Here is a 19140-nt window from a genome sequence, read left to right on the forward strand (position 1 = left end):
GTCGCCTTCTGGCGCGCCGGGATGGGGCTCGTCGCGATGCGGTCGAGCACCTGCTGGCGGGAGCGAAAGGCGACCCCGAAGAGCTTGGTCGCCGCCGTAGCGGCGGGGATGCCGCAGGCGGCGGCGTCCTCGGGGCTGGCGGTGGCGAGCGGGTCGAGAAGCAGCGAAGTGGCGGCCGCGTCGAGCTCGCGGCAGAAGCGGATGACGTCGGCCTGCGCCTCGCGGACGTCGAGGAACTGCAGGTTGGCTACCTGCATCGCGGTACAGGCCCCGGAGACGTCGTCGAGCGCGGCGAGGCGGGCGTGCTCCATGGCGGCGTTCGTCGCCGCGACGTCGCAGACGGCGCCACGGAGCGGAGCGAGGACGCAGTCGCGTCGGGCGCGCCAGACGCGCAGGCCGCAGACCGCGGCGGCCCGGCCGATCACCCGTTGGCAGCGCGCAATCGGTCTCGGGAAGCGGCCCCAGACGGCGATGTCGATGGGCGTGCCGTGGGCGAGGGAGCCGCTCGGGAGCGCGAGCAGCGCGAGGAGAAGGACGGCGCGCGGCGCGCGTCCGAGGCGAGGGCGGGAGGGCGCGCGCCCCCTCCCGCCCCGTGGCGCGGATACGCTCACTTGGCGACGAAGAAGGACCCCATGAAGAGGAACATCTCGTCCTCGGTGGTGACACCGCCGAGCAGCGGGCAGGCGTCGCAGAGCCCATCGCCGGCCCCCGGGGTGCTGTCGCAGGAGGCGTTCATCTGCGGCGCCGTAGCGCCGCTGCACGGCGCGCCGATCTGGCCGGCGGTGCAGGCGGTGGGCTTGGTGCACGGACCGCCGAGCACGCCGGGGATGCCGAGGGGAGTCGGCGGCGAGGTGGACTTGCGCTTCACGGTGTCCGGATTGACGTAGCCGTTGTCGTACAGCGCGCAGTAGGTGAGCGAGCGCTCCGCCGGTACGGAATGGGTGCCGCCGAGGGCGCGCGGCGGCGCGAATTGCAGCACGATCGGGTCGTTGTAGATGAAGCTGGTGTAGAGCAGGCTGGCGTCAGGGTCGCGATCGCCGGCCTCGCCCGCCGACTTCACCGCTTTCACGATCTCCTCGATGGTGATCGCGCCGTCCTCGTTGACGTCGGCGCGCGGACACTCGCCGACGGCGTTGGCGCCGAGGGCGATGCTGACGCCTTTCACCAATTCGTCGATGGTGACCACGAGATCGGCGTTGCAGTCGCCGCCCTCCGGCGGCTTCACCGATCGGCAGGGGGCGCCGGCGCAGATATCGGGCGTCTCGTACGTCGCGTCCGGCCCGTACGGCGCGCAGGGCAGGCCGCTGTTGGCGCCGCCGTCGCACCGCCAGGCGCCGTCGAAGGTGCGCCAGCGCTTGCCGCGCTGGTGCATGTGCGAGCTCAGCTCGAAGAGCTTCGCGTTCGGCGGCAACTCGTGGACGTTGCAGATTTCCTGCGCCCGGAAGGCGGGGACGTTCATCGTGAAGATCTTGCTGGTGTCGAAGATGCCGCGCAGCGGGAAGCGCTGCTCCTCGGGCGGCGCGAAGTAGAAGTTGAGCCAGCCCTCGAGCTTGCCGTCGGTGTCGGTGGTGTTGAAGGCGTGCGAGTTCCAGATAATCATCCCCTTGAGCGGAACCTCGTTGTAGACGCCCGGGGCGAGGGTGATGGTGGTGGCCGTCTCCTGCGTGCCGGTGAAGCCGGAGGCGTTGATCCCGAGCCCGGAGTCGGACGGCAGGTTGGTAGTGTCGGCTGATTGGTGGAAAAGCGAAAAGGCGTCATCATCCGGCGAGTTGTAACCCACAGCTCGCGCCCGCTGGCCAGAGCGGGTGCCGGAGGATGACGCCATGGGAAGCGATAGCAAGGGGACGAGACCGGGAGAAGCGTTCGGCCGCGATTCGATCGAGCAGGTGATGCGGGAGCGGATTCGGGAGACGATCGAGGTGTTGGTCGAGGAGGAGCTGGAAGCGGCGCTGGGCGCGGCGAAATCGGCGCGAGTGGGCGGCGAGCGAGTGGGCTATCGCCACGGCCGGCGGCCGCGGACGTTGAGCACCAGCTTGGGACCGACGACGTTCGCGCTGCCGCGTGCCCGGCTGCACGACGCCGCCGGCGAGGAGCGCGAGTGGCGCAGCGCGATGTTCGAGCGCTACGCGCGGCGCACGGCGCGGGTCGACGAGGGGCTGTTGGGGATCTACCTGAGCGGCACCAACACGCGGCGGCTGCGCGGGGCGCTGGCGCCGTTGCTGCGCGGCGCGCCGCTGGGCAAGGACGCGATCTCGCGCCTGGTCGGGCGGTTGCGCGAAGACTTCACCACGTGGAGCCAGCGGGACCTGGCGGCCGAGCAGATCCGCTACCTGTTTCTCGACGGCTGGTATCCGCGGGTCCGCATCGGCAAGAAGCGGGTACGGGTCCCGGTGCTGGTGACGCTGGGGACGTGCGCGGACGGGCGGCGGGTGCTGCTCGATCTGCGCGTGGCGGGCGAGGAGAGCACGGCCGCCTGGCAGGAGGTGTTGGAGGCGCTGCAGAAGCGCCAGCTGGGACGCCCGGTGTTGGCGGTGATCGACGGCAACCCCGGCCTGGAGGCGGCCCTGCAGGCGACCTGGCCGCAGCTCGACGTGCAGCGCTGCACCAATCACAAGCTCTGGAACCTGCTCGCCAAGGCCCCGGCGCACCTGCGCGAGGAGCTCGCGGAGGACTACCGCCGGATGATCTACGCCGCGACGGCGGCCGACGTGGAGAAGGCGCGCGTGGCGTTCAGCCGCAAGTGGAAGCTGCGCTGCAAGGCGGCGTGGAGCAGCTTCGAGGAGGCGGGGGATCGCCTCTTCACCTTCCTGCGCTATCCCGTGGCGCAGTGGAAGGCGCTGCGCACCACCAACGCGCTGGAGCGCATCAACGAGGAGTTCCGCCGCCGCACCAAGACCCAGGCGAGCCTGCCGAGCGAGGATGCCGTCCTGCTGCTGCTCTTCGGCCTGATCCGCAGCGGGCAGATCACCTTGCGGCGCATGGTCGGCTGGCAGGAGATGCCGGCGGTTACCCAACGGAGCAACGCGGCCTGACCGCATAGAGTCCATTACTGGTTACGCTGCCGGATGCGAGGCGCGACTCTTTTCCACCACTTGACCGACACCACCGGCAGGTTCGGCTGCGCGAAGCAGGCGACGCTCTTGAGCGCGTCGTTGGCGCATTCGCCGTCGCCGCAGAAGCCGATGGAGAGCGGATCGCAGACCTGGTCCGCCTTCGCGCCGCCACGGCACTTGAATGTGCCCCACACCGGGTCCTGCGGCGCCGCCTTTCCGTTGTAGAGGTTGACGATGAGGTGGTGGCTGAGCGGATCCTGCCGAATCTGCTCGCGATTGTAGCGGAAGGTGCCGTTGGGGCCGCGGAACTCCTCCGGCACTTGGTCGGTGAGATCGTAGTAACTGGCGTAGCAGACCTCCGACTCGCTCTTCGCCTTCACCGTCCAGACCGGCATATGCAACTGCACGCCCTCGCCCGGGGCGGGCGGCGGCAGCGGCTCGATTTCGATCGGCTTCGCCGGCGGTAGGCAGGCGTCGAGGAGGTCGGCGGTGCCGGCGACGGTGGCGTTGCGCGGCGCGCCGGCTTCGATCCAGCGACGCATGGCCTCGATCTCGTTGGTGGACAGGGCGGGCAGGGCGCCGAGCGGCATGGCGCGCAGCGGGGCGGTGAAGCTGTCTGGAGTCGTCTTGGCGGCGACGTTGATGAACAGCAGGCTGCGGTCCTTCTCGCCCTCGCGGACCCGTTCCCAGCCGGGGATGGTCTCCGCCGGTCTGCCGACCAGGTTGTCGTAGGCGACGTCGGGCAGCAGGTTGAGACCGCCGGAGGCGCTGGCATCGTGGCAGGCGGCGCTGGTGCAGCCGCGCCCCTCGAATATCACCTTCTGGATGGCGGCGAAGGTGCTGGGGAAATCGTTGCTGCACTCGGCGGCGATGGCCGACCCCTGTGTCGTCACCAGCGTCGCCAGAGCGGTCACGGTCGTCCGGACGAAGATCCTCGCTCCCCGCATGCCCACACTCCTTTTCACCTCGGTTCTGAAACCCCTCCCACCTGCCTATAGGGGCGCTGGTCGAGCTACAAGGCTGCGGGGCCAAGCGGTCGATTTTGCTGCCTCATCCGTTGCTCCCGCTGGCCGCGGGGGAGGGCGTTCGGGCGGCCCGCAGCATCGGCTCGACGAGGGCCCGGACACCGTCGAGGGTTCGGTCCTGGAGCAGCCGTCCGTTCACGAACACGGTCGGCGTGCCGCGGACGCCGGCGCGGCGGGCCAGGCGGCGGTCCGCCTCGACCTGTTCCTTGGCGGCGTCCGACTGCATGTCGGCGTTGAAGCGCTGCATGTCGAGTCCGAGCTGGCGAGCGTAGCCGTCGATCTGCTCCGGCGACAGGTTGCGTTGGTTGGCGAAGAGGAGGTCGTGCATCTCCCAGAACTTGCCCTGTTTCTGCGCCGCCACGGCAGCGAGCGCCGCGGGCAGCGCCTGGGGGTGGTTGGCGGTGAGCGGGAAGTGTTTGTAGACGAACCGCACCTGGGTCGGATACGCCTGCAGCACCTGGGCGATGAGGCCTTCGGAGCGGGCGCAGAACGGGCATTGGTAGTCCGAGAACTCGACGATGGTGATCGGCGCATCGGCGGGTCCCTTCACTGGCGACCCTTCGACTGGGAGGTTGTAGGCGCGCGCCGGCTCCGGTCCGAGCGGTCGCGGCGCGCCAGCGGGTCGCGAGGCCAGGCGGTCGATCTTCTGCTCGAGATCGGCGAGGCGCGAGAGAATCTGCCGATGCTCGGCCCGCAGCTCGTCCGTGTTCTGGGCGTCGCGGTGACAACCGGGCAGGAGCAGTGAGACGCCGGTCGCCAGCGCTGCGAAGATGGCCACGGAATGGGGCGGGTTCTTCTGCATCTGCGGCGCTCCTCGTCCGAATGGGCTGCTGCAGACAGCCGGGCACGGCCGTCTCTTACCGGCCGAGCCGTCGAGGCTCAACCTCGCGCCGCGCGGCCCGATTCCCGCCGGCCACTTGCCCGCGGCGCGAGAATCGGTCAGCCGATGGGCATGCGGGTCATCGCTGGCAGCGCCAGGGGGCGCCGGCTGGAAGCGCCGCGCGGGCGGGCGGTGCGCCCGACGGCGGATCGGGTGAAGGAGGCGCTCTTCAGCATTCTCGGCAGCCGTGTGGATCTGGAGGACGCCGTGCTGCTCGACCTGTTCGCTGGCAGCGGCGCGCTGGGGATCGAGGCGCTCAGCCGCGGCGCGGCGCGGGTGACCTTCGTCGAACAGGATGGGACGGCGCGGCGGGCGCTGGGCGCCAATCTGGCGCGCTGCGGCATGCTCGATCGGGGTCGGGTCGTCGGGCAGTCGGCGCAGGCGGCGTTGGCGAGACTCACCGGCGAAGGGGCCGCGTTCGACGGCGTCCTGATGGATCCGCCGTACGGCCATCAACTGGTCGACCGCGTGCTGACACTGTTGGCGAGCGGACGGTTGCTGCGGGCGGGCGGCTGGGTGGCGACCGAGCATCACGTCGAGGACCGACTCGGCGAGCGCTACGGAACCCTGCGGTTGACCACGACAAAACGCTATGGGAATACGGTCCTGTCGTTGTACCGGGACGAACGTCCGGGCGACGTGGCGGAGACGTGAAGCGGAAGGCCGTGTATGCGGGGTCGTTCGACCCCATCACCAAAGGGCACCTCGACATCGTCCGGCGTGCCCTCGGGGTGTTCGACCAGATCGTCGTCGCCGTCGCCCACAATCCGGCCAAGGAAACCGGCCTGTTCACCGCCGCCGAGCGCGTGGCGATGATTCGCGACGCCCTGGCCGATGTTGCCGAGCGGGTCGAGGCCGATGCCTTCGACGGCCTGCTGGTCGACTACTGCGACCGCATCGGGGCGCACGCCATCATCCGCGGCCTGCGCGCGGTGTCGGACTTCGAATACGAGTTTCAGATGGCGATGATGAACCGCCATCTCAACAACCGGGTGGAGACCTACTTCATGACCGCCAGCGAGGCGTATTTCTACACCGCGTCGCGCCTGGTGAAAGAGGTCGCCAGCCTGGGCGGTAACGTGTCCGGACTCGTCCCGGCGGCCGTCAATCGCGCGCTGGTCGACAAGTTGGCGCGGCAGCGGGACTGAGCGCGGCATCGTGCCGATCGTCGGACAGCAGTCCGCTGGGATCGACGGGCAGCCGTCGGCCGGCGGCGGGCGCGCGACGATGCGCGGCCACGTGCTGGTGCGGCCGGGGCACGTCGAGCTGCGCGAGCTGCCGCGCCCGTCGGCCGGCGAGGACGGCATCGTGGTGCGGGTGCGCGCGGCGCTGACCTGCGGTACGGACGTGAAGACCTTCGTCCGCGGCCATCCGATCTTCCCGACGCCGACGCTCTTCGGGCACGAGTTCGCCGGCGACGTCGTGGAGGTGGGGACGCGGATCCGCGGCGTCGAGGAGGGCGACGCGGTGATGGCCGCGCCCACCGCGCCGTGCGGGAGCTGCTACGTCTGCCGGCGCGAACAGGAGAACCTCTGCGCGCAGGTGACCGAGCAGTTCGTCGTCGGCGCGTTCGCCGAGTACGTGCGGCTGCCGGCGGCGGTCGTGCAGACCAATCTCTTCCGCAAGCCGGCGACGCTGTCGTACGCCGAGGCGGCGCTGCTGGAACCCCTGGCCTGCGTGCTGCATGGGTTGGCGCAGGTCCAGCTGCGCGAGGACGACACCGTGCTGTTGGTCGGCGCCGGGCCGATCGCGCTGCTGCATCTCCTGGCGCTCCGCTACCGCGGCGTGTCGCGCGTGGTGGTCCTGGCGCGCAATCCGGGCCGCGCCGCGCAGGCGCGAGCGCTCGGCGGCGAGGTCGTTGCCGCCGCCGCCGAAGCGGCGCGGGCGCCCATTCTGGCGCTGACCGATGGCCGTGGCGCCGACGTGGTGATCGAGTGCACCGGGGAGCCGACGGTCTGGGAGGCGGCGCCGGCGCTGGCGCGGCGCGGCGGCCAGGTGGAGCTGTTCGGCGGCTGTCGGGTCGGCACCATGGTGCGTTTCGACACCGCGCGTCTGCACTACGACCAGGTCGCGATCAGCAGCCCCTTCCACTTCACGCCGCGCGACGTGCGCGCCGCCTACGAGTTGCTGGCGAGCGGTGGCTTCGGCGGTGAGCGCCTGATCAGCGACGTGCTGCCGTTGGAACGGCTGGAGGAGGCGCTGGCGCGCCATCGCAGCGGCGAGGGCGCGAAGTTCGCGATCCGCCCGGCCGGGGCATGAAGGTCGCGCGCCTCTACGACTTCCTCGACGTCCGCATCGAGGAGCAGCCGGTGCCGGCGATCGGTCCCGGCGAGGCGCTGGTGCGGGCGCGCGCCTGCGGCATCTGCTCGGGCGATGTCGTTCCCTGGTACATCCGCAAGAAGGCGCCGTTGGTGTTCGGGCACGAGCCGGTGGGCGAGATCGCGGAGGTGGGGGCGGGCGTCACCGCGTTTCGCCCCGGGGACAGGGTCTTCGTCCATCATCACGCGCCCTGCTTCCGCTGTCGCGCCTGCGCGCGCGGCGAGTTCGTCCAGTGTCCGACCTGGAAGCAGTCGCACCTCGACCCCGGGGGCATGGCGGAGTTCTTCCGCGTGCCCGCAGGCAATCTGGCGGGCGACACCCTGTGCCTCCCCGACCACGTGAGCGACGCCGACGGCGCCCTGGTCGAGCCGCTCGCCTGCGTCGTCAAGTCGCTGGCCCGCGCCGGCGATGTCGCGGGCGCTTCGGTGCTGATCATCGGCCTCGGCGTGATGGGGCAGATGCACGTGCTCCTGGCCCGCCACCTCGGGGCGCGGCGGATCATCGGCGCGGACCTGGTGGCGGGTCGCTGCGCGGTGGCCACGCAGCTCGGTGCCGACGTGGTGCTCGACGCCAGCGCGGCGCCGCTCGCCGAGCAGGTGCGCGATGCGACCGACGGAGAAGGGGCCGAGATCGTCATCGTCGGCCCGGCTACCGTGCCGGCGCTCGAGACCGGCATCGCCTGCGCGGCACGCGGCGGCACGGTCGTCCAGTTCATGGGGACCGAACCGGGCGAGGCCCTGGCGCTGTCCACCTTCGACTTCTACTTCCGCGAGCTGCGACTCATTCCCAGCTATTCGTGCGGGCCGGTGGAGACGCGCCGAGCCCTCGACCTGATCAGCGAGGGCGTGATCGCCGCCCGCCACGTCGTCACCCACCGCTTTCGGCTCGACGACGCTGCCGAGGCCTACCGCGTCGCCGCCCTCGACAAGGCGGCGATCAAGGCCATGGTCATGTTCGCCGGCGCCAGCGGGTAGGGGACGATAGCGGGGCGAAAAAAAAGGGCGCCCCATGCGGGGCGCCCCCTTTTGCAGTGGTTCAGCGGCTTACTTGTTCCAGCCGCGACTGCCCAGCTTGTCCGCGACGGCCTGGGCCTTCTGAGCCGACGCGGCAGCCTTGCTGGCGGAAGCGTCCGCTTGGTTGGCGGCCGCTTCGGCCTTGTTGGCAGCCGCCTCGATCCGCGCCTGCAGGTCGGGCGGAAACGGCTTCTTCGGGCAGCCGGTGAGGGTCGCCAGGAGACCCACGCCCAGCACTCCAATCAACATCCGATGTCTACGCGTCATCAGCGCGCTCCTTCTACCGACAGTTCACAGTGCCCGGGGATACGGGTCACTTGCGGTACGACTTGCCGGCAACGGCCTCGCACTTCTGGGCTGCGGCATCAGCCGAAGCAGCCGCCTGCGACGCGCTCTGCGCAGCGGCGCTGGCCTTGTTGGCCGCCGCCTCGGCGCGGCTCACCAGGGCCTCGGCCTTCTGCATGTCGGCCGGATCGATCTTCGCCGTGCAGCCGGCCAGGGCGGTGAGGGCCAAGGCCACCAGAATTCCCTTCTTCGTCTTCATTTGCCTCCTCCTTCTTCCTTCTCAGGTGAGAGTGGTCTACGCAGCACCGCTGCAGCCTATTTTCACAAAATCCCTCCCGGAGCAAGCGTCAAGATGAAAAACGACCGCTACTCTCTACGCACGCCACCATGACCCACGCGCTGCTCCGCTGAGCAAATCAACGATAGCTGTCACGACGCCCATCGCCAGCCGCCGGCGAAAGAATTCGCCGCGGGCGGCGCCGCGGCGCATGCATAGGACGCGAGCGAGCCGCGAAGGGGGGGCGACGCATTTTCTGCTTGCGCCGGCGGGCGCTCCGGCGCGACAATCCGGGCCCGCCGAAGAGCCAGCGAAGGGAGGTCCGTCATGCCGTGTCCGGAATGCAGTGCGCAGACCGCGGTGGACCACCGGTACTGCGCGTATTGCGGGTTCCCGTTGCGACCCGAGACGCTGGCCACCGACCACCACGGGACGCCACCTGAGGCGGCCTGTGCGCGCTGGCAGCGGGTGGTCAGCCGCTATCCGGAGCGGCCGGAGGCGCACTACAACCTCGGCCTGGCCCAGTACCACCTCGGACGGATCGACGACGCCATCGCCGCCCTGGAACGCGCCGTCGCGCTCGAGGACGCATTGCCACACGCCCACTTCCAGCTTGCGGTCGCCTACTATCGCCGCGGCCGGCTGGAGGCGTGCGCGGCGGCCTGCCGGCGCGCCCTGCAGTATCAACCGACATCGGTGCCGGCGCGCTATCGCCTGGCGCTATCGCTCTACCACCTCGGCGAGCTCGACGAGGCGCTCGACAACTTCCGTGCCGTCGTCGATTCCGACCCGGGGTATGTGATTGCCCACTACCATATCGGCGTGCTCTACGAGCGATTGGGCATGAGCGACGATGCCATCGACGCCTTCAGCCGCGTCGCCGATGGCAATCCCGACGACGCCGCGGCGCATTATCACCTCGGCGTGAACTACAAGCGCAAGGGCCTCGACGATCTGGCGATCGGCGAATTCGCCCACGCGCTGCAACTCGATCCGAGCGACCGCGACGCCGCGGCCGAGCTCCAATCGCTCGAGCGGTAGCACATTCGGAGGTGGGAACACCGGGCGCCGACACCGTGCCGGTGTGGCGCCCCGGTCGCTGACCCGGTCAGGTCTTCTTCTCAACAGATTTCGTGGCCGGATCGTAGACGACGTGGCCGAGCGCCGGCTCGGTGAAGGCGAGGGCGCCGTCGATGTAGAGCGAGAAGCCCTCGGGATAGCCGTCGTAGCGTACGTCGCCGTCGGGGCGGTCCCAGATGATCGTCAGGTCGTGGCCGCGGTAGCGCAGGCCGTCGAGGGCGAAGAAGGGCCACTCGCGCGCCATCGGCTCGAGCTCGATGCGGTCGTCGTCGCGCGGCGTCAGGCCGACGACCCCCTCGACGACCAGCGACAGGTACATCGAGTGGAAGTCGTGCGAGATGTCCGACGGCTTCGGCTGCGGCGACTGGGCGTGCGGCTCCCACTTCGAATAGTACTCGTGCGCGTTCGGCCGCCAGTAGGGATCGTTGGGATGGACGCCGGGGTAGAGCAGGTCGTTGTAGCGCCGCATCAGCTCCATGAAATCCGCCGCCGTCACCGGATGTCCGTGGTAGTGCTTGATCGCCTGCAGCGCGGTGCGCGCGCCCATGCTGATCGGATGCGGGGCGATGTTGCGCGTCAGCCCGTCCATGTCCCAGGTCCACGTCTTGTAGTGCTTCAGGCTGGTGATGACCGGCGGATAGCGGGCCCAGAAGTCGTCCGGATCGACCAGCGCCGCCAGCGCCGGCGTGTAGCGCGGCTGGTCGGGGGCGAGCAGGGTGGTGAAGGGAAAGAAGCCGTGGATCTCGCGGATCGGCGCGCGGGCGTGGTCGCTGGCGCGTTGCGGGTAGAAGAAGTGGGTGTCGTCGTCCCACATCTGCGCCAGGGTGGCCGCGCGGATCTTTTCGGCGATGCCGCGGAATTCCTCGGCGAGCGCCGTGTCTCCGGCGGCGGTGGCGAGCTCGGCGACCCCGATGGCGTTGGCGAACACGAAGCTGGCGAAATCGACCCGCTCCAGGGCCGGCGGCTCGCTGGTGAGCTCGAGGCGGGTGCCGTCGAAGTACCAGTAGGAGAGGATGTCGAGGTCGTAGCCCGTGACGCGCGGCCGATCGCGCTCGGGCAGCCCGTCGCCATCGCTGTCGTAGGCGGTGAGCCAGGCGCGGACGTCGGCGGCCATCGCCGGCAGCAGACGGCGCAGGGTATCGGGCGGGAGTGGATGGACGCGCTGCAGCTCGGCGGCGGCGGAGGCGATCCAGTGCGAGTAGGTCTCGTTCCAGTACGGGCTGCCCGGCGGATCGACGACGGCGCCGTTCGGCGCCCGGTTGCGATAGCTGTTCTCGAGCTGTTCGACCGCGTAGCGCGGATCGCGCAGGTAGGTCAGCTCCTTGATCTGCAGCGGCACGGCGAAGCCGATGACGTTGTCGAAGCCGAGCTTCCCCTCGTAGAACGCGGCGCCGTGCAGGTCGGGGGTCGCCATGTCCACCATCGAGAAGCGGACCACCCACCAGCGGTAGTACCACATGCGCTTGAAGCCGGGGTCGGCGGCGTCGAAGTAGGGGACGTTCTCGGCGAACCAGCGGTTGTAGACGCGCGACTGCGCGTGGTGATCCGGCAACGGATCGGCCGGCGCGGCCCGCCGCTGGTCGTCGAAGCGCACCGCCAGGCCGCTCTCCGGCGTGCTGCCGCTGGCCGGCACCTGCAGTTCGCGGCGCAGGTGCGTGGTCGCCGCGTCGAGTCGCGTGAACCCCGGGGCGTCGAGGTAGACGAAGAGCGGCATGCCCTGAAAGCTGCCGGCGGCGAGGAGGGGGAACGCCGGCGGGGCGTCCTCGGCGTTGGGGATCGGGATGGGGTGGGCGATCGCTTCGATCGTTAGCGTGTGCGCGGCCCCGTCGCGGCTGGTCGCGGAGTACGTCGCCGCGATGCGGTCGTCCCAGGTGATGTACTTGTACTCGTCGACGGTGACGCCGGGCAGCTCGTAGTGGATGGCGGTGTGGCTCGGGTAGCGTTCGATCCAGTACTGATTGTCGTAGATCACCGCCGGTTGGCCATCGATCGCGAACGACACGTCGACCAAGCGACGCAGGCAGTAGCTGGAGTGCGCGTAGCAGATCTCGCCGGCGAGGCCCGGCTGGAAGGCGATCTCGCGGGTCCACAGGCGGCGGCCGCTCGACAGCAGCAGCTTGTCGTCGTCGAGCATTAGCTGGCGGCCGATCTGCGGCGGCACGCCGCGCGGCAGGGAGCGGAACACCTGGTGGCCGAGCATGGCGTCGAGGTAGCCGTCGCCGGCCGGGCCGTGCTGGCGCGCGCCGGGTGGCTCGAACCGCAGCCAGCGCGCGAAGGCCGGCGGCCCGGCCTCCGGGGCCGCCGCGGTGACCGGCGGCGCCTCGTCGATCGCCGTCGGTGCCCACGGACGCCACCACGCCAGCGCGCCGCCGGCGAGCAGCAACGGCAGCAGCCACAACGGGAGACGGGAGCGTGGGCGGGAGAGGGGGGGCATCGCGACGCCGCTCCGCTCGCGACAGCGGAGCCGGTGGGGGACGTATATCGGAGGCGGCGGTTTGTCGCGAATCGCCCGCCTTGCGCCCGCCGGCGGCGAGCGATAGCGGCCGTGCGGGGGCCGGGTGCAGAGGATCTTCTACGGGTGGTGGATCGTCGGCGTCGCGTTCATCACGCACTGCCTCACCACCGGGATCGTCTTCTACAGCTTCGGGGTCTTCCTGCCGGCGCTCACCGAGGCGTTCGGCTGGACCCGCGCCCAGGCGTCATTCGGGTTCTCGCTCGCATCGCTGTGCGGAGCCTTCTACTCGCCGGCGGTCGGGCGGGTCGTCGATCGCCGCGGGTCGCGCCCCTCGCAGTTGGTCGGCGCCGTGGCGATGGCGGTCGGCTTCTGGCTGTTGCGCGGCGTGTCGTCGCTGAGCGAGTTCTATCTCGTCATGGGCGGGGTGGTCTCACTGGGCGCCACGGCGCTCGGCGGGCTGCCGAGCAATGCGGCCGTGACCCGGTGGTTCGTGCGCCGCCGCGGCCAGGCGCTCGGCGTCGCCACCGCCGGCATTTCGATGGGCGGGGTGATCTTCGTGCCGCTCACCGAGTGGCTGATCGCGCACGGCGGCTGGCGCGGGGCGTTCGGATGGCTGGGCGTCATCGTGCTGGTGGCGGCGGTACCGCCGGTGGCGCTCTTCATGCGACGCGCCCCGGAGGCGATGGGGCTGCGCCCGGACGGCGACGCCCGCGGCGCCGCCCCCGATGCCGCCGCGGCCCTCGAGCTCGAGCGTTCGTGGACGGCAGCGCAGGCGCTGCGCAGCCGCAATTTCTGGCTGATCACCGCCGCCTTCTCGCTCACCGGGGCGGGATTGTCGGCGACCCTCCTGCACCAGATCGCCTTTCTGCGCGACCGCGGTCTGAGCGGGCCGGCGGCGGCCTGGGTGCTGGGGGCCACCGCCGGGATGGGAGTGGTCGGCAAGCTCGGCTTCGGCGCGCTGCTCGACCGCTTCGGCGATCGCGCCATCATCCTGCTCTGCTTCGGATTGCAGGCGCTGGGCGTGGGCTTGCTGGTCGCCCCTACCTCGACCCCGATGCTGACGGTGTTCGTCGTCGTCTACGGCTTCGCCATGGGCGGCAACGCGACGCTGTGGGCGACCGTGGTCGCGGCCTGCTTCGGCCGCCTCCACTACGGCGCGATCGCCGGCTGGATGACACCCGTCATCGTCTTCAACCAGGCGTTGGCGATCCCGCTCACCGGCGCCGTGCGCGACGCCGGCGGGCGCTACGAGCCCGCGTTCGCGATCATCATCGTTCTGACCGTCGGCGCCATGCTGTGCATCGCCGGATTGGACGGGCGGGCTCGGCCGCCGCGCGCCGCACGGCCGACGCTGTCTTGACAACCGGCCGAGGCGACCCTTAAGCAGCCCCGCAGTTTTTTTCTGGCTGGGCGTGGCCCCGCATGCCGCGGCGTATGGTAGGCGGTGGAGACACACACGGGAGGAACGACATGGAGAATCTCTTCGTCGAATCGATCATCCGCTGGATCCACATCGTTGCCGGCGTCATGTGGATCGGTCACCTGTACTTCTTCAACTTCGTCAATTCGCAGTTCGCGCCGACGATGGACGGCGAGACGAAGAAGAAGGTGGTGCCCGAGCTGATGCCGCGCGCGCTCTACTTCTTCCGCTGGGGCGCCGCCTACACCTGGGTCACCGGCGTGCTGCTGCTGCTGCTGGTCTTCTACCACGGCCCGTTCATGTTCGATGCCGGCGGACACTGGGGCGCGGCCTCGATCCTCGCCGTCATCCTCGTGTTCGTGGCGCCGCTGATCTACGACCAGCTCTACAAGACCGTGCTCACCGATCCCAAGGCCGGGTTCGTGGGCGGCGTGATCCTCGCCACGGCGATGCTCTGCTACATGGCCTGGATCGCCCACTTCGGCTATCGCGCCTACGCGATCCACCTCGGGGCGATGTTCGGCACCATCATGGCGTTCAACGTCTGGTTCCGCATCTGGCCGTCGCAGCAGCAGATCATCCGCGCCACCAAGGAGGGCACGCCGCCGGACGCCGCCCTCGTCGGGCTCGCCGGTCTGCGTTCGAAGCACAACACCTACATGTCCGTGCCGCTCATCTTCACCATGATGAACGCGCACGCGCCGTGGGCGGCCAACCCGTTGCTGATCGGCATCGTCGTGCTCGTCGGCTGGGGCGCGACCTACTGGCTCTACAACAAGTCCAAGGCCGTCAAGGGATTCTGACCAACGATCGCGTCGCGGGTCGGAGCGACGGAGGACGCGATGCCTCCGTTGCTCCGTCGCCGCGCGCGTACCTGCTTCACGGGGGATCGTCGCGGCGCCGGGGCCGGTCGTTGGCGTACTGCTCGCGGTAGATGCGGGCGAAGGCCACGAGAATAGCGATGATCGCCGGGCCGAGGAACATGCCGAGGAATCCGTAGGCCTGGAGGCCGCCCAGGATCCCGAAGAAGAGGAACACGGTCGGAATCTGCGTCCGCCCGCCGATGACCAGCGGCCGGATGAAGTTGTCCACGCTGCCGATCACCAGCACTCCCCAGCCGATCATGATGCCGGCGCGGACGTAGTCGCCGCCGATCGCCAGGTAGCCGGCGACCCCGATCCAGACCAGCGGGCCGGCGTAGGGAATCAGGGAGAGGAGCGCGGTGGCGCCGGCGAGCAGGACGCTGAACGGCACCCCGAGCCCCCAGTAGGCGACGCCGCCGAGGAGACCCTGCGCCGCCGCGGTGAGCACCGAGCCGAGGACGACCGCGGAGAGGGTCTCACCGAACCGGAGCATGACCGCTTCCTTGTCCTCCGGCTCCATCGGGATGAGGTCGGCCAGCGCCGCGACCATGCGCGGCCCGTCGCGGAAAAAGAAGAACAGCGCGAAGACGGTGAAGAAGAAGTTGATGACGAAGCGGAAGACGTTGGCGGCTGCCGCCGGCGCCTGGGCGACCAGGAAGCCGCTCACGGTCTGGCTGGCGCTGACGACCATGGCGGGGAGGTCGACCTTGCTGCGCAGCCCGACGTCGTGCACCAACTGACCGAGCCGCGAGGCCCGCATGTGGTCGAGCATCTCCTGCAGGCGGCCCGAGGTGACGAAGTCGCGCAGGTTCTCGTAGAGCGAGACCGATTCCGTGGTGACGACGCTGAAGAAGTAGAAGCCCGGCGCGACCACCAGCAGCAGGGTGGCGGCCGTCATCAGCCCGGCGGCGGCGCCGTCGCGGGCGCGCAGAAGGACCTTCAGCCGCTCGCAGAGTGGCTGGAGGATGAAGGCCAGCAGGGCGGCGTAGCTGAGCGGGCCGATGAACTCCGAGAGGATGAGGTAGAATTGGTAGAGGAGAAAGCAGAACGCGACGAAGAAGAACGCGGCGAAGAGCTGCTCCCGGCGCATGGCTGCGCGGCGTAGCAAGGGCGGGGTGCACCGGCAAGTCGACGCGGGCGACGCGGGCGGCATCGACTCCTCTGTGGTGCCATCGCCGTGGCGGGGTATAGTGGCGGCGGATGGCTACGGACGCCGCGGAGCCCGACGTGGGGGCGCCGAGCAGAAGCCTCGAGGACAAGCTGGAGGCGCTACCGGCGCGGCCCGGCGTCTACCTGCTGAAGGATCGCCACGGCAAGGTGATGTACGTCGGCAAGGCGCGCAGCCTGCGGGCCCGCGTGCGCACCTACTTCCGCGGCGGCGACGAGCGCTCGCAGGTCGCGTTCCTGATGCAGCGGGTGGGCGATTTCGAAAGCCTGCTCACCGCCACCGAAAAAGAGGCGCTGATCCTCGAGAACAACCTGATCAAACAGTACAAGCCGCGCTACAACATCCGCCTCAAGGACGACAAATCGTACGTCAGCGTGAAGGTGACGGTGCAGGAGCCGTGGCCGCGGGTCATCGTCACCCGCAAGATCCTCAAGGACGGCAGCAGGTACTTCGGCCCGTACCATTCGGCGATCAGCGTCCGCGAGACCATCGACACGCTGCGCAAGACGATCCCCCTCCGCACCTGTTCCGACGCGGTGTTCCGCAACCGCTCGCGCCCGTGTCTGGAATACCAGATCCGCCGCTGCCTCGGGCCGTGCTGCCTGCCGGTCGACCGCGCCGAATACGAGGCGCACCTGCGCGAGGCGATGCTGCTGCTGGGCGGCAGGCGCGTCGAGCTGGTCGGAGCGCTGCGCCGCGAGATGGTCGCGGCGGCCGAGGCCGAGCGGTTCGAGGAAGCGGCGCGGCTGCGCGATCGCCTGCGGGCCATCGAGAAGACGCAGGAGCGCCAACAGGCGGTGGCGCACGGCGGCGGCGATCAGGACATTTTCGGTTTCTACCGCGAGGGCGGCTTCATCGAAGCGCAGGTGCTGTTCGTCCGCCAGGGCAAGCTCACCGGCAACCAGGCCTACCACCTCGAGGACTTCGAGCTGCCGGACGAGGAGGTGGTGCGCGCGCTGGTGACCCAGTTCTACCAGGGGGAGCGCTACGTGCCGGACGAGATCCTGCTGCCGATCGAGCTCGAGGATGAAGCGGTGCGCGCCGAGTATCTGAGCGACCGCAAGGGGCGCCGGGTCGAGATCCTCCGACCGCAGCGCGGCGATCGCGTCCGCTTGCTCGAGATGGCCCGCGACAATGCCGCCCAGAGCTTCCGCGAGCGCCAGGACGGCGAGCGCCAGTACGAGCGCATCAGCGAGGAGCTGCGGTGCAAGCTGCACCTGCGCAACGCCCCGAAGCGCATCGAGTGCGTCGACATCTCCACCTTCCAGGGGGGGATGGCCGTCGGCTCGGTGGTCGCCTTCGACGAGGGCCAGCCGGACACGAGCGGCTACCGCCGGTTCCGCATCAAGACAGTCAGCGGCCAGGACGACTTCGCGATGATGTTCGAGGTCCTGCGCCGCCGTTTGACGCGCGCCAGGCGGGAGGGCGTGTTCCCCGACCTGCTCGTCGTCGACGGCGGCAAGGGCCAGCTCAACGTCGCGATCGAGGTGCTGCGCGAGCTCGAGATCGAGCAGGTCGACGTCGCCGGTCTGGCGAAGATGCGCGTCGTCCGCGCCGCGCGCGAGACCGAGGTCGAGCGCAGCGACGAGCGGGTCTTCCTCCCCGGCCGCGTCAATCCGGTGGTGCTGCGCCGCAATTCGAACGCGCTCTTCCTGCTGCAACGCCTGCGCGACGAGGCGCACCGCTTCGCCATCACCTACCACCGGGCGCTGCGCGGCAAGGAGCGCCTGCGGTCGGTGCTCGACGCCATCCCCGGGGTCGGCGCCGAGCGCCGCCGCCGCCTGCTGCGCGCCTTCGGCAGCGTCAAGCGAATGCGCGAGGCCACCGTGGACGAGTTGGCGGCGGTGCCGGGCATATCGCCGGCGTTGGCGCGCGCGGTGCGGGAGGCGCTGGACCGCCTGCCGCCGCGGCGCGACGTGTTGAAGCTCAGTGATTTTGTCCGCCTAACTGCTCAGTGAAAATGTCCGCCCCTCCGCGGCAAAGAAGGAGGGATGGAGAGGATGAGCAAGCGGCAATGGAAGCGGCTGGACGCCGTGGAGCGGATCGAGCGAGGGGCGCTGACGGTGGGAGAAGCGGCGGAGGTGCTGGGACTGTCGAAGCGGCAGGTGCGACGGCTGCGGCGGGCGGTGGGGCGGCGTGGGGCGAAAGGAGTGCAGCACGGGAACACGGGGCGGGCGCCGAAGCACCGCTTGGGGGAAGCGGTGCGGGAGCAGATCCTGGAGCTGCGGCGCAAGAAGTACGACGGGTTCAACGACCAGCACTTCACCGAGAAGCTGGGGGACGTGGAAGGGGTCAAGGTCTCTCGGGCCAGCGTGCAGCGGCTGCTGCGCGCGGCGGGCATCGGGCCGCCGCGCCGGCGGCGCGCCCCGAAACACCGCCGGCGCAGAGACCGCAAACCGCAGGCGGGGTTGATGATCCTCTGGGACGGCAGCCGACACGAGTGGCTCGAGGGGCGCGGGCCGATGCTGTGCCTGATGGGAGCGATCGATGACGCGACCGGCGAGCTGCTGCCTGGGGCGTCGTTCGTGGAGCAGGAGTGCGCGGCAGGGTACCTGCGGGTGCTGCGAGCGATCGCGGAGGCGAAAGGACTTCCGTACAGCGCCTACATGGATCGGCACGGGAGCCTGAAGCGCAACGACGCGCACTGGACGCTGGAAGAGGAGTTACGCGGGGTCCAAGACCCGACGCAGGTGGGCCGGGCGCTCGCGGCCTTGGAGATTGAGGTGATCTACGCGCTGTCGCCGCAGGCGAAGGGCCGAGTGGAGCGGCTGTGGGGCACGCTGCAGGATCGGTTGGTCTCCGAGCTCCGGTTGGTGGGGGCCACGACCGTGGAGGAGGCCAATGCCGTGCTGGAGGCCTTTCGGGCGGAGCACAACCAGCGGTTTGCCATTCCCCCGGCCGAGGCCACCCCGGCGTGGCGGCCGGTGCGACGGGGGACCGATCTGAGCCGGATCTGCAGCTTCCAGTACGAGGCGACCGTGCTGAACGACAACACCGTGCGGATCGGCGGCCTGGTCCTCGACATCCCGCCCGGCCCGCGCAAGCGCAGCTATGCGGGGACGCGCGTCGAGGTGCGCCAGCTCCTCGACGGCAGCTGGCGCGTCTACGGCGGCGACACGGTGATCGCCACGGCCGCCGCCACCTCGCCCGGCGCCCTCCGCACGCTCAAGCGCCGGCGGCGGCGGCCGCCGAGCGCCGCCTCGGTGGGGAAAACTCCAGTCGCCCTGCGGGCTCCTTCCGTTTCCCCCACCGACATGATCCCGTCACCACCACGATGAACCCCGGGGGGACGGAATCACTGA

The 19140-nt window shown here is 70.0% G+C and carries 17 protein-coding genes; 10 read left to right on the top strand and 7 right to left on the bottom strand.

All coding sequences use genetic code 11. The annotated features are described in order from the left end of the window. Nucleotides 1–607: 607 nt before the first annotated feature. A complete protein-coding gene (locus KF840_24795; protein MBX3028119.1) occupies nucleotides 608–1780 on the bottom strand; it encodes a hypothetical protein in 1173 nt (390 codons plus the stop codon). Nucleotides 1781–1823: 43 nt separating this feature from the next. Here KF840_24795 and KF840_24800 point away from each other — a divergent pair, with 43 nt between their 5' ends. Further along, nucleotides 1824–3032 (top strand): IS256 family transposase, encoded by a 1209-nt coding sequence (locus KF840_24800; GenBank protein MBX3028120.1) that lies wholly within the window; start codon nucleotides 1824–1826, stop codon nucleotides 3030–3032. Nucleotides 3033–3046: 14 nt separating this feature from the next. Here the strand turns inward: KF840_24800 and KF840_24805 are convergent, their stop codons facing one another. Together KF840_24805 and KF840_24810 are read right to left on the bottom strand one after the other, a co-directional pair. Beyond that, complete coding sequence (locus KF840_24805; protein MBX3028121.1) at nucleotides 3047–4000, bottom strand: hypothetical protein; 954 nt, start codon at nucleotides 3998–4000, stop codon at nucleotides 3047–3049. 103 nt (nucleotides 4001–4103) lie between these two features. Further along, nucleotides 4104–4880 (bottom strand): thioredoxin domain-containing protein, encoded by a 777-nt coding sequence (locus KF840_24810; protein ID MBX3028122.1) that lies wholly within the window; start codon nucleotides 4878–4880, stop codon nucleotides 4104–4106. Nucleotides 4881–5030: 150 nt separating this feature from the next. Between KF840_24810 and rsmD the strand changes: the two genes are divergently transcribed. Genes rsmD through KF840_24830 form a run of 4 tightly spaced genes read left to right on the top strand, consistent with a single transcriptional unit; the run spans nucleotide 5031 to nucleotide 8251 of the window. Continuing rightward, the gene (gene rsmD, locus KF840_24815; GenBank protein MBX3028123.1) at nucleotides 5031–5612 is read left to right on the top strand and encodes a 16S rRNA (guanine(966)-N(2))-methyltransferase RsmD; all 582 of its coding nucleotides are present in this window, start codon (nucleotides 5031–5033) and stop codon (nucleotides 5610–5612) included. Next, nucleotides 5609–6106, top strand: coding sequence for a pantetheine-phosphate adenylyltransferase (gene coaD / locus KF840_24820; protein ID MBX3028124.1), 498 nt, complete (start codon nucleotides 5609–5611; stop codon nucleotides 6104–6106). The genes rsmD and coaD overlap by 4 nt, the downstream gene beginning before the upstream one ends. 10 nt (nucleotides 6107–6116) lie before the next feature. Beyond that, the gene (locus KF840_24825) at nucleotides 6117–7217 is read left to right on the top strand and encodes an alcohol dehydrogenase catalytic domain-containing protein (GenBank protein MBX3028125.1); all 1101 of its coding nucleotides are present in this window, start codon (nucleotides 6117–6119) and stop codon (nucleotides 7215–7217) included. After that, nucleotides 7214–8251, top strand: a complete 1038-nt coding sequence (locus tag KF840_24830; GenBank protein MBX3028126.1) for an alcohol dehydrogenase catalytic domain-containing protein — start codon at nucleotides 7214–7216, stop codon at nucleotides 8249–8251. The genes KF840_24825 and KF840_24830 overlap by 4 nt, the downstream gene beginning before the upstream one ends. A 69-nt stretch (nucleotides 8252–8320) precedes the next feature. On the opposite strand, the gene KF840_24835 is transcribed toward KF840_24830, so the two are convergent. After that, nucleotides 8321–8557, bottom strand: coding sequence for a hypothetical protein (locus KF840_24835; GenBank protein MBX3028127.1), 237 nt, complete (start codon nucleotides 8555–8557; stop codon nucleotides 8321–8323). Nucleotides 8558–8603: 46 nt separating this feature from the next. Further along, nucleotides 8604–8834 carry a hypothetical protein gene (locus tag KF840_24840; protein ID MBX3028128.1) on the bottom strand — a complete coding sequence of 77 codons (231 nt, stop codon included), beginning with the start codon at nucleotides 8832–8834 and terminating at the stop codon, nucleotides 8604–8606. Between the two features lie 345 nt (nucleotides 8835–9179). Between KF840_24840 and KF840_24845 the strand changes: the two genes are divergently transcribed. After that, nucleotides 9180–9893, top strand: a complete 714-nt coding sequence (locus KF840_24845) for a tetratricopeptide repeat protein (protein MBX3028129.1) — start codon at nucleotides 9180–9182, stop codon at nucleotides 9891–9893. Nucleotides 9894–9960: 67 nt separating this feature from the next. On the opposite strand, the gene KF840_24850 is transcribed toward KF840_24845, so the two are convergent. Further along, nucleotides 9961–12330, bottom strand: a complete 2370-nt coding sequence (locus KF840_24850; protein ID MBX3028130.1) for a hypothetical protein — start codon at nucleotides 12328–12330, stop codon at nucleotides 9961–9963. Between the two features lie 160 nt (nucleotides 12331–12490). Between KF840_24850 and KF840_24855 the strand changes: the two genes are divergently transcribed. Together KF840_24855 and KF840_24860 are read left to right on the top strand one after the other, a co-directional pair. Further along, complete coding sequence (locus KF840_24855; GenBank protein ID MBX3028131.1) at nucleotides 12491–13747, top strand: MFS transporter; 1257 nt, start codon at nucleotides 12491–12493, stop codon at nucleotides 13745–13747. Between the two features lie 110 nt (nucleotides 13748–13857). After that, entirely contained in the window at nucleotides 13858–14610 is a 753-nt protein-coding gene (locus tag KF840_24860; protein MBX3028132.1) for a urate hydroxylase PuuD, read from the top strand. Between the two features lie 76 nt (nucleotides 14611–14686). Here KF840_24860 and KF840_24865 read toward each other — a convergent pair whose 3' ends face one another. Next, nucleotides 14687–15760 (bottom strand): AI-2E family transporter, encoded by a 1074-nt coding sequence (locus tag KF840_24865; protein ID MBX3028133.1) that lies wholly within the window; start codon nucleotides 15758–15760, stop codon nucleotides 14687–14689. A 110-nt stretch (nucleotides 15761–15870) separates the two neighbouring features. On the opposite strand from KF840_24865, the gene uvrC reads away from it, so the two are divergent. Both uvrC and KF840_24875 read left to right on the top strand, forming a co-directional pair. Beyond that, nucleotides 15871–17796: an excinuclease ABC subunit UvrC gene (uvrC, locus tag KF840_24870; protein ID MBX3028134.1), complete on the top strand. Its 1926-nt coding sequence runs from the start codon at nucleotides 15871–15873 to the stop codon at nucleotides 17794–17796. A 42-nt stretch (nucleotides 17797–17838) separates the two neighbouring features. Beyond that, entirely contained in the window at nucleotides 17839–19116 is a 1278-nt protein-coding gene (locus KF840_24875; protein MBX3028135.1) for an ISNCY family transposase, read from the top strand. The last annotated feature ends 24 nt before the right edge of the window (nucleotides 19117–19140 follow it).

The sequence above is a fragment of the bacterium genome, from assembly GCA_019637795.1.
In the GTDB taxonomy this organism is placed as follows: domain Bacteria; phylum Desulfobacterota; class Binatia; order HRBIN30; family CADEER01; genus JAHBUY01.

Bases quoted from the DNA above. Each gene is read 5' to 3' on its own strand.
- KF840_24845 (MBX3028129.1), top strand. From the start codon at position 9,180: ATGCCGTGTCCGGAATGCAGTGCGCAGACCGCGGTGGACCACCGGTAC.
- KF840_24865 (MBX3028133.1), bottom strand. From the start codon at position 15,760: ATGCGCCGGGAGCAGCTCTTCGCCGCGTTCTTCTTCGTCGCGTTCTGC.
- rsmD (MBX3028123.1), top strand. From the start codon at position 5,031: ATGCGGGTCATCGCTGGCAGCGCCAGGGGGCGCCGGCTGGAAGCGCCG.
- uvrC (MBX3028134.1), top strand. From the start codon at position 15,871: ATGGCTACGGACGCCGCGGAGCCCGACGTGGGGGCGCCGAGCAGAAGC.
- KF840_24875 (MBX3028135.1), top strand. From the start codon at position 17,839: ATGAGCAAGCGGCAATGGAAGCGGCTGGACGCCGTGGAGCGGATCGAG.
- KF840_24805 (MBX3028121.1), bottom strand. From the start codon at position 4,000: ATGCGGGGAGCGAGGATCTTCGTCCGGACGACCGTGACCGCTCTGGCG.
- KF840_24835 (MBX3028127.1), bottom strand. From the start codon at position 8,557: ATGACGCGTAGACATCGGATGTTGATTGGAGTGCTGGGCGTGGGTCTC.
- KF840_24840 (MBX3028128.1), bottom strand. From the start codon at position 8,834: ATGAAGACGAAGAAGGGAATTCTGGTGGCCTTGGCCCTCACCGCCCTG.
- KF840_24800 (MBX3028120.1), top strand. From the start codon at position 1,824: ATGGGAAGCGATAGCAAGGGGACGAGACCGGGAGAAGCGTTCGGCCGC.
- KF840_24810 (MBX3028122.1), bottom strand. From the start codon at position 4,880: ATGCAGAAGAACCCGCCCCATTCCGTGGCCATCTTCGCAGCGCTGGCG.
- KF840_24860 (MBX3028132.1), top strand. From the start codon at position 13,858: ATGGAGAATCTCTTCGTCGAATCGATCATCCGCTGGATCCACATCGTT.
- KF840_24830 (MBX3028126.1), top strand. From the start codon at position 7,214: ATGAAGGTCGCGCGCCTCTACGACTTCCTCGACGTCCGCATCGAGGAG.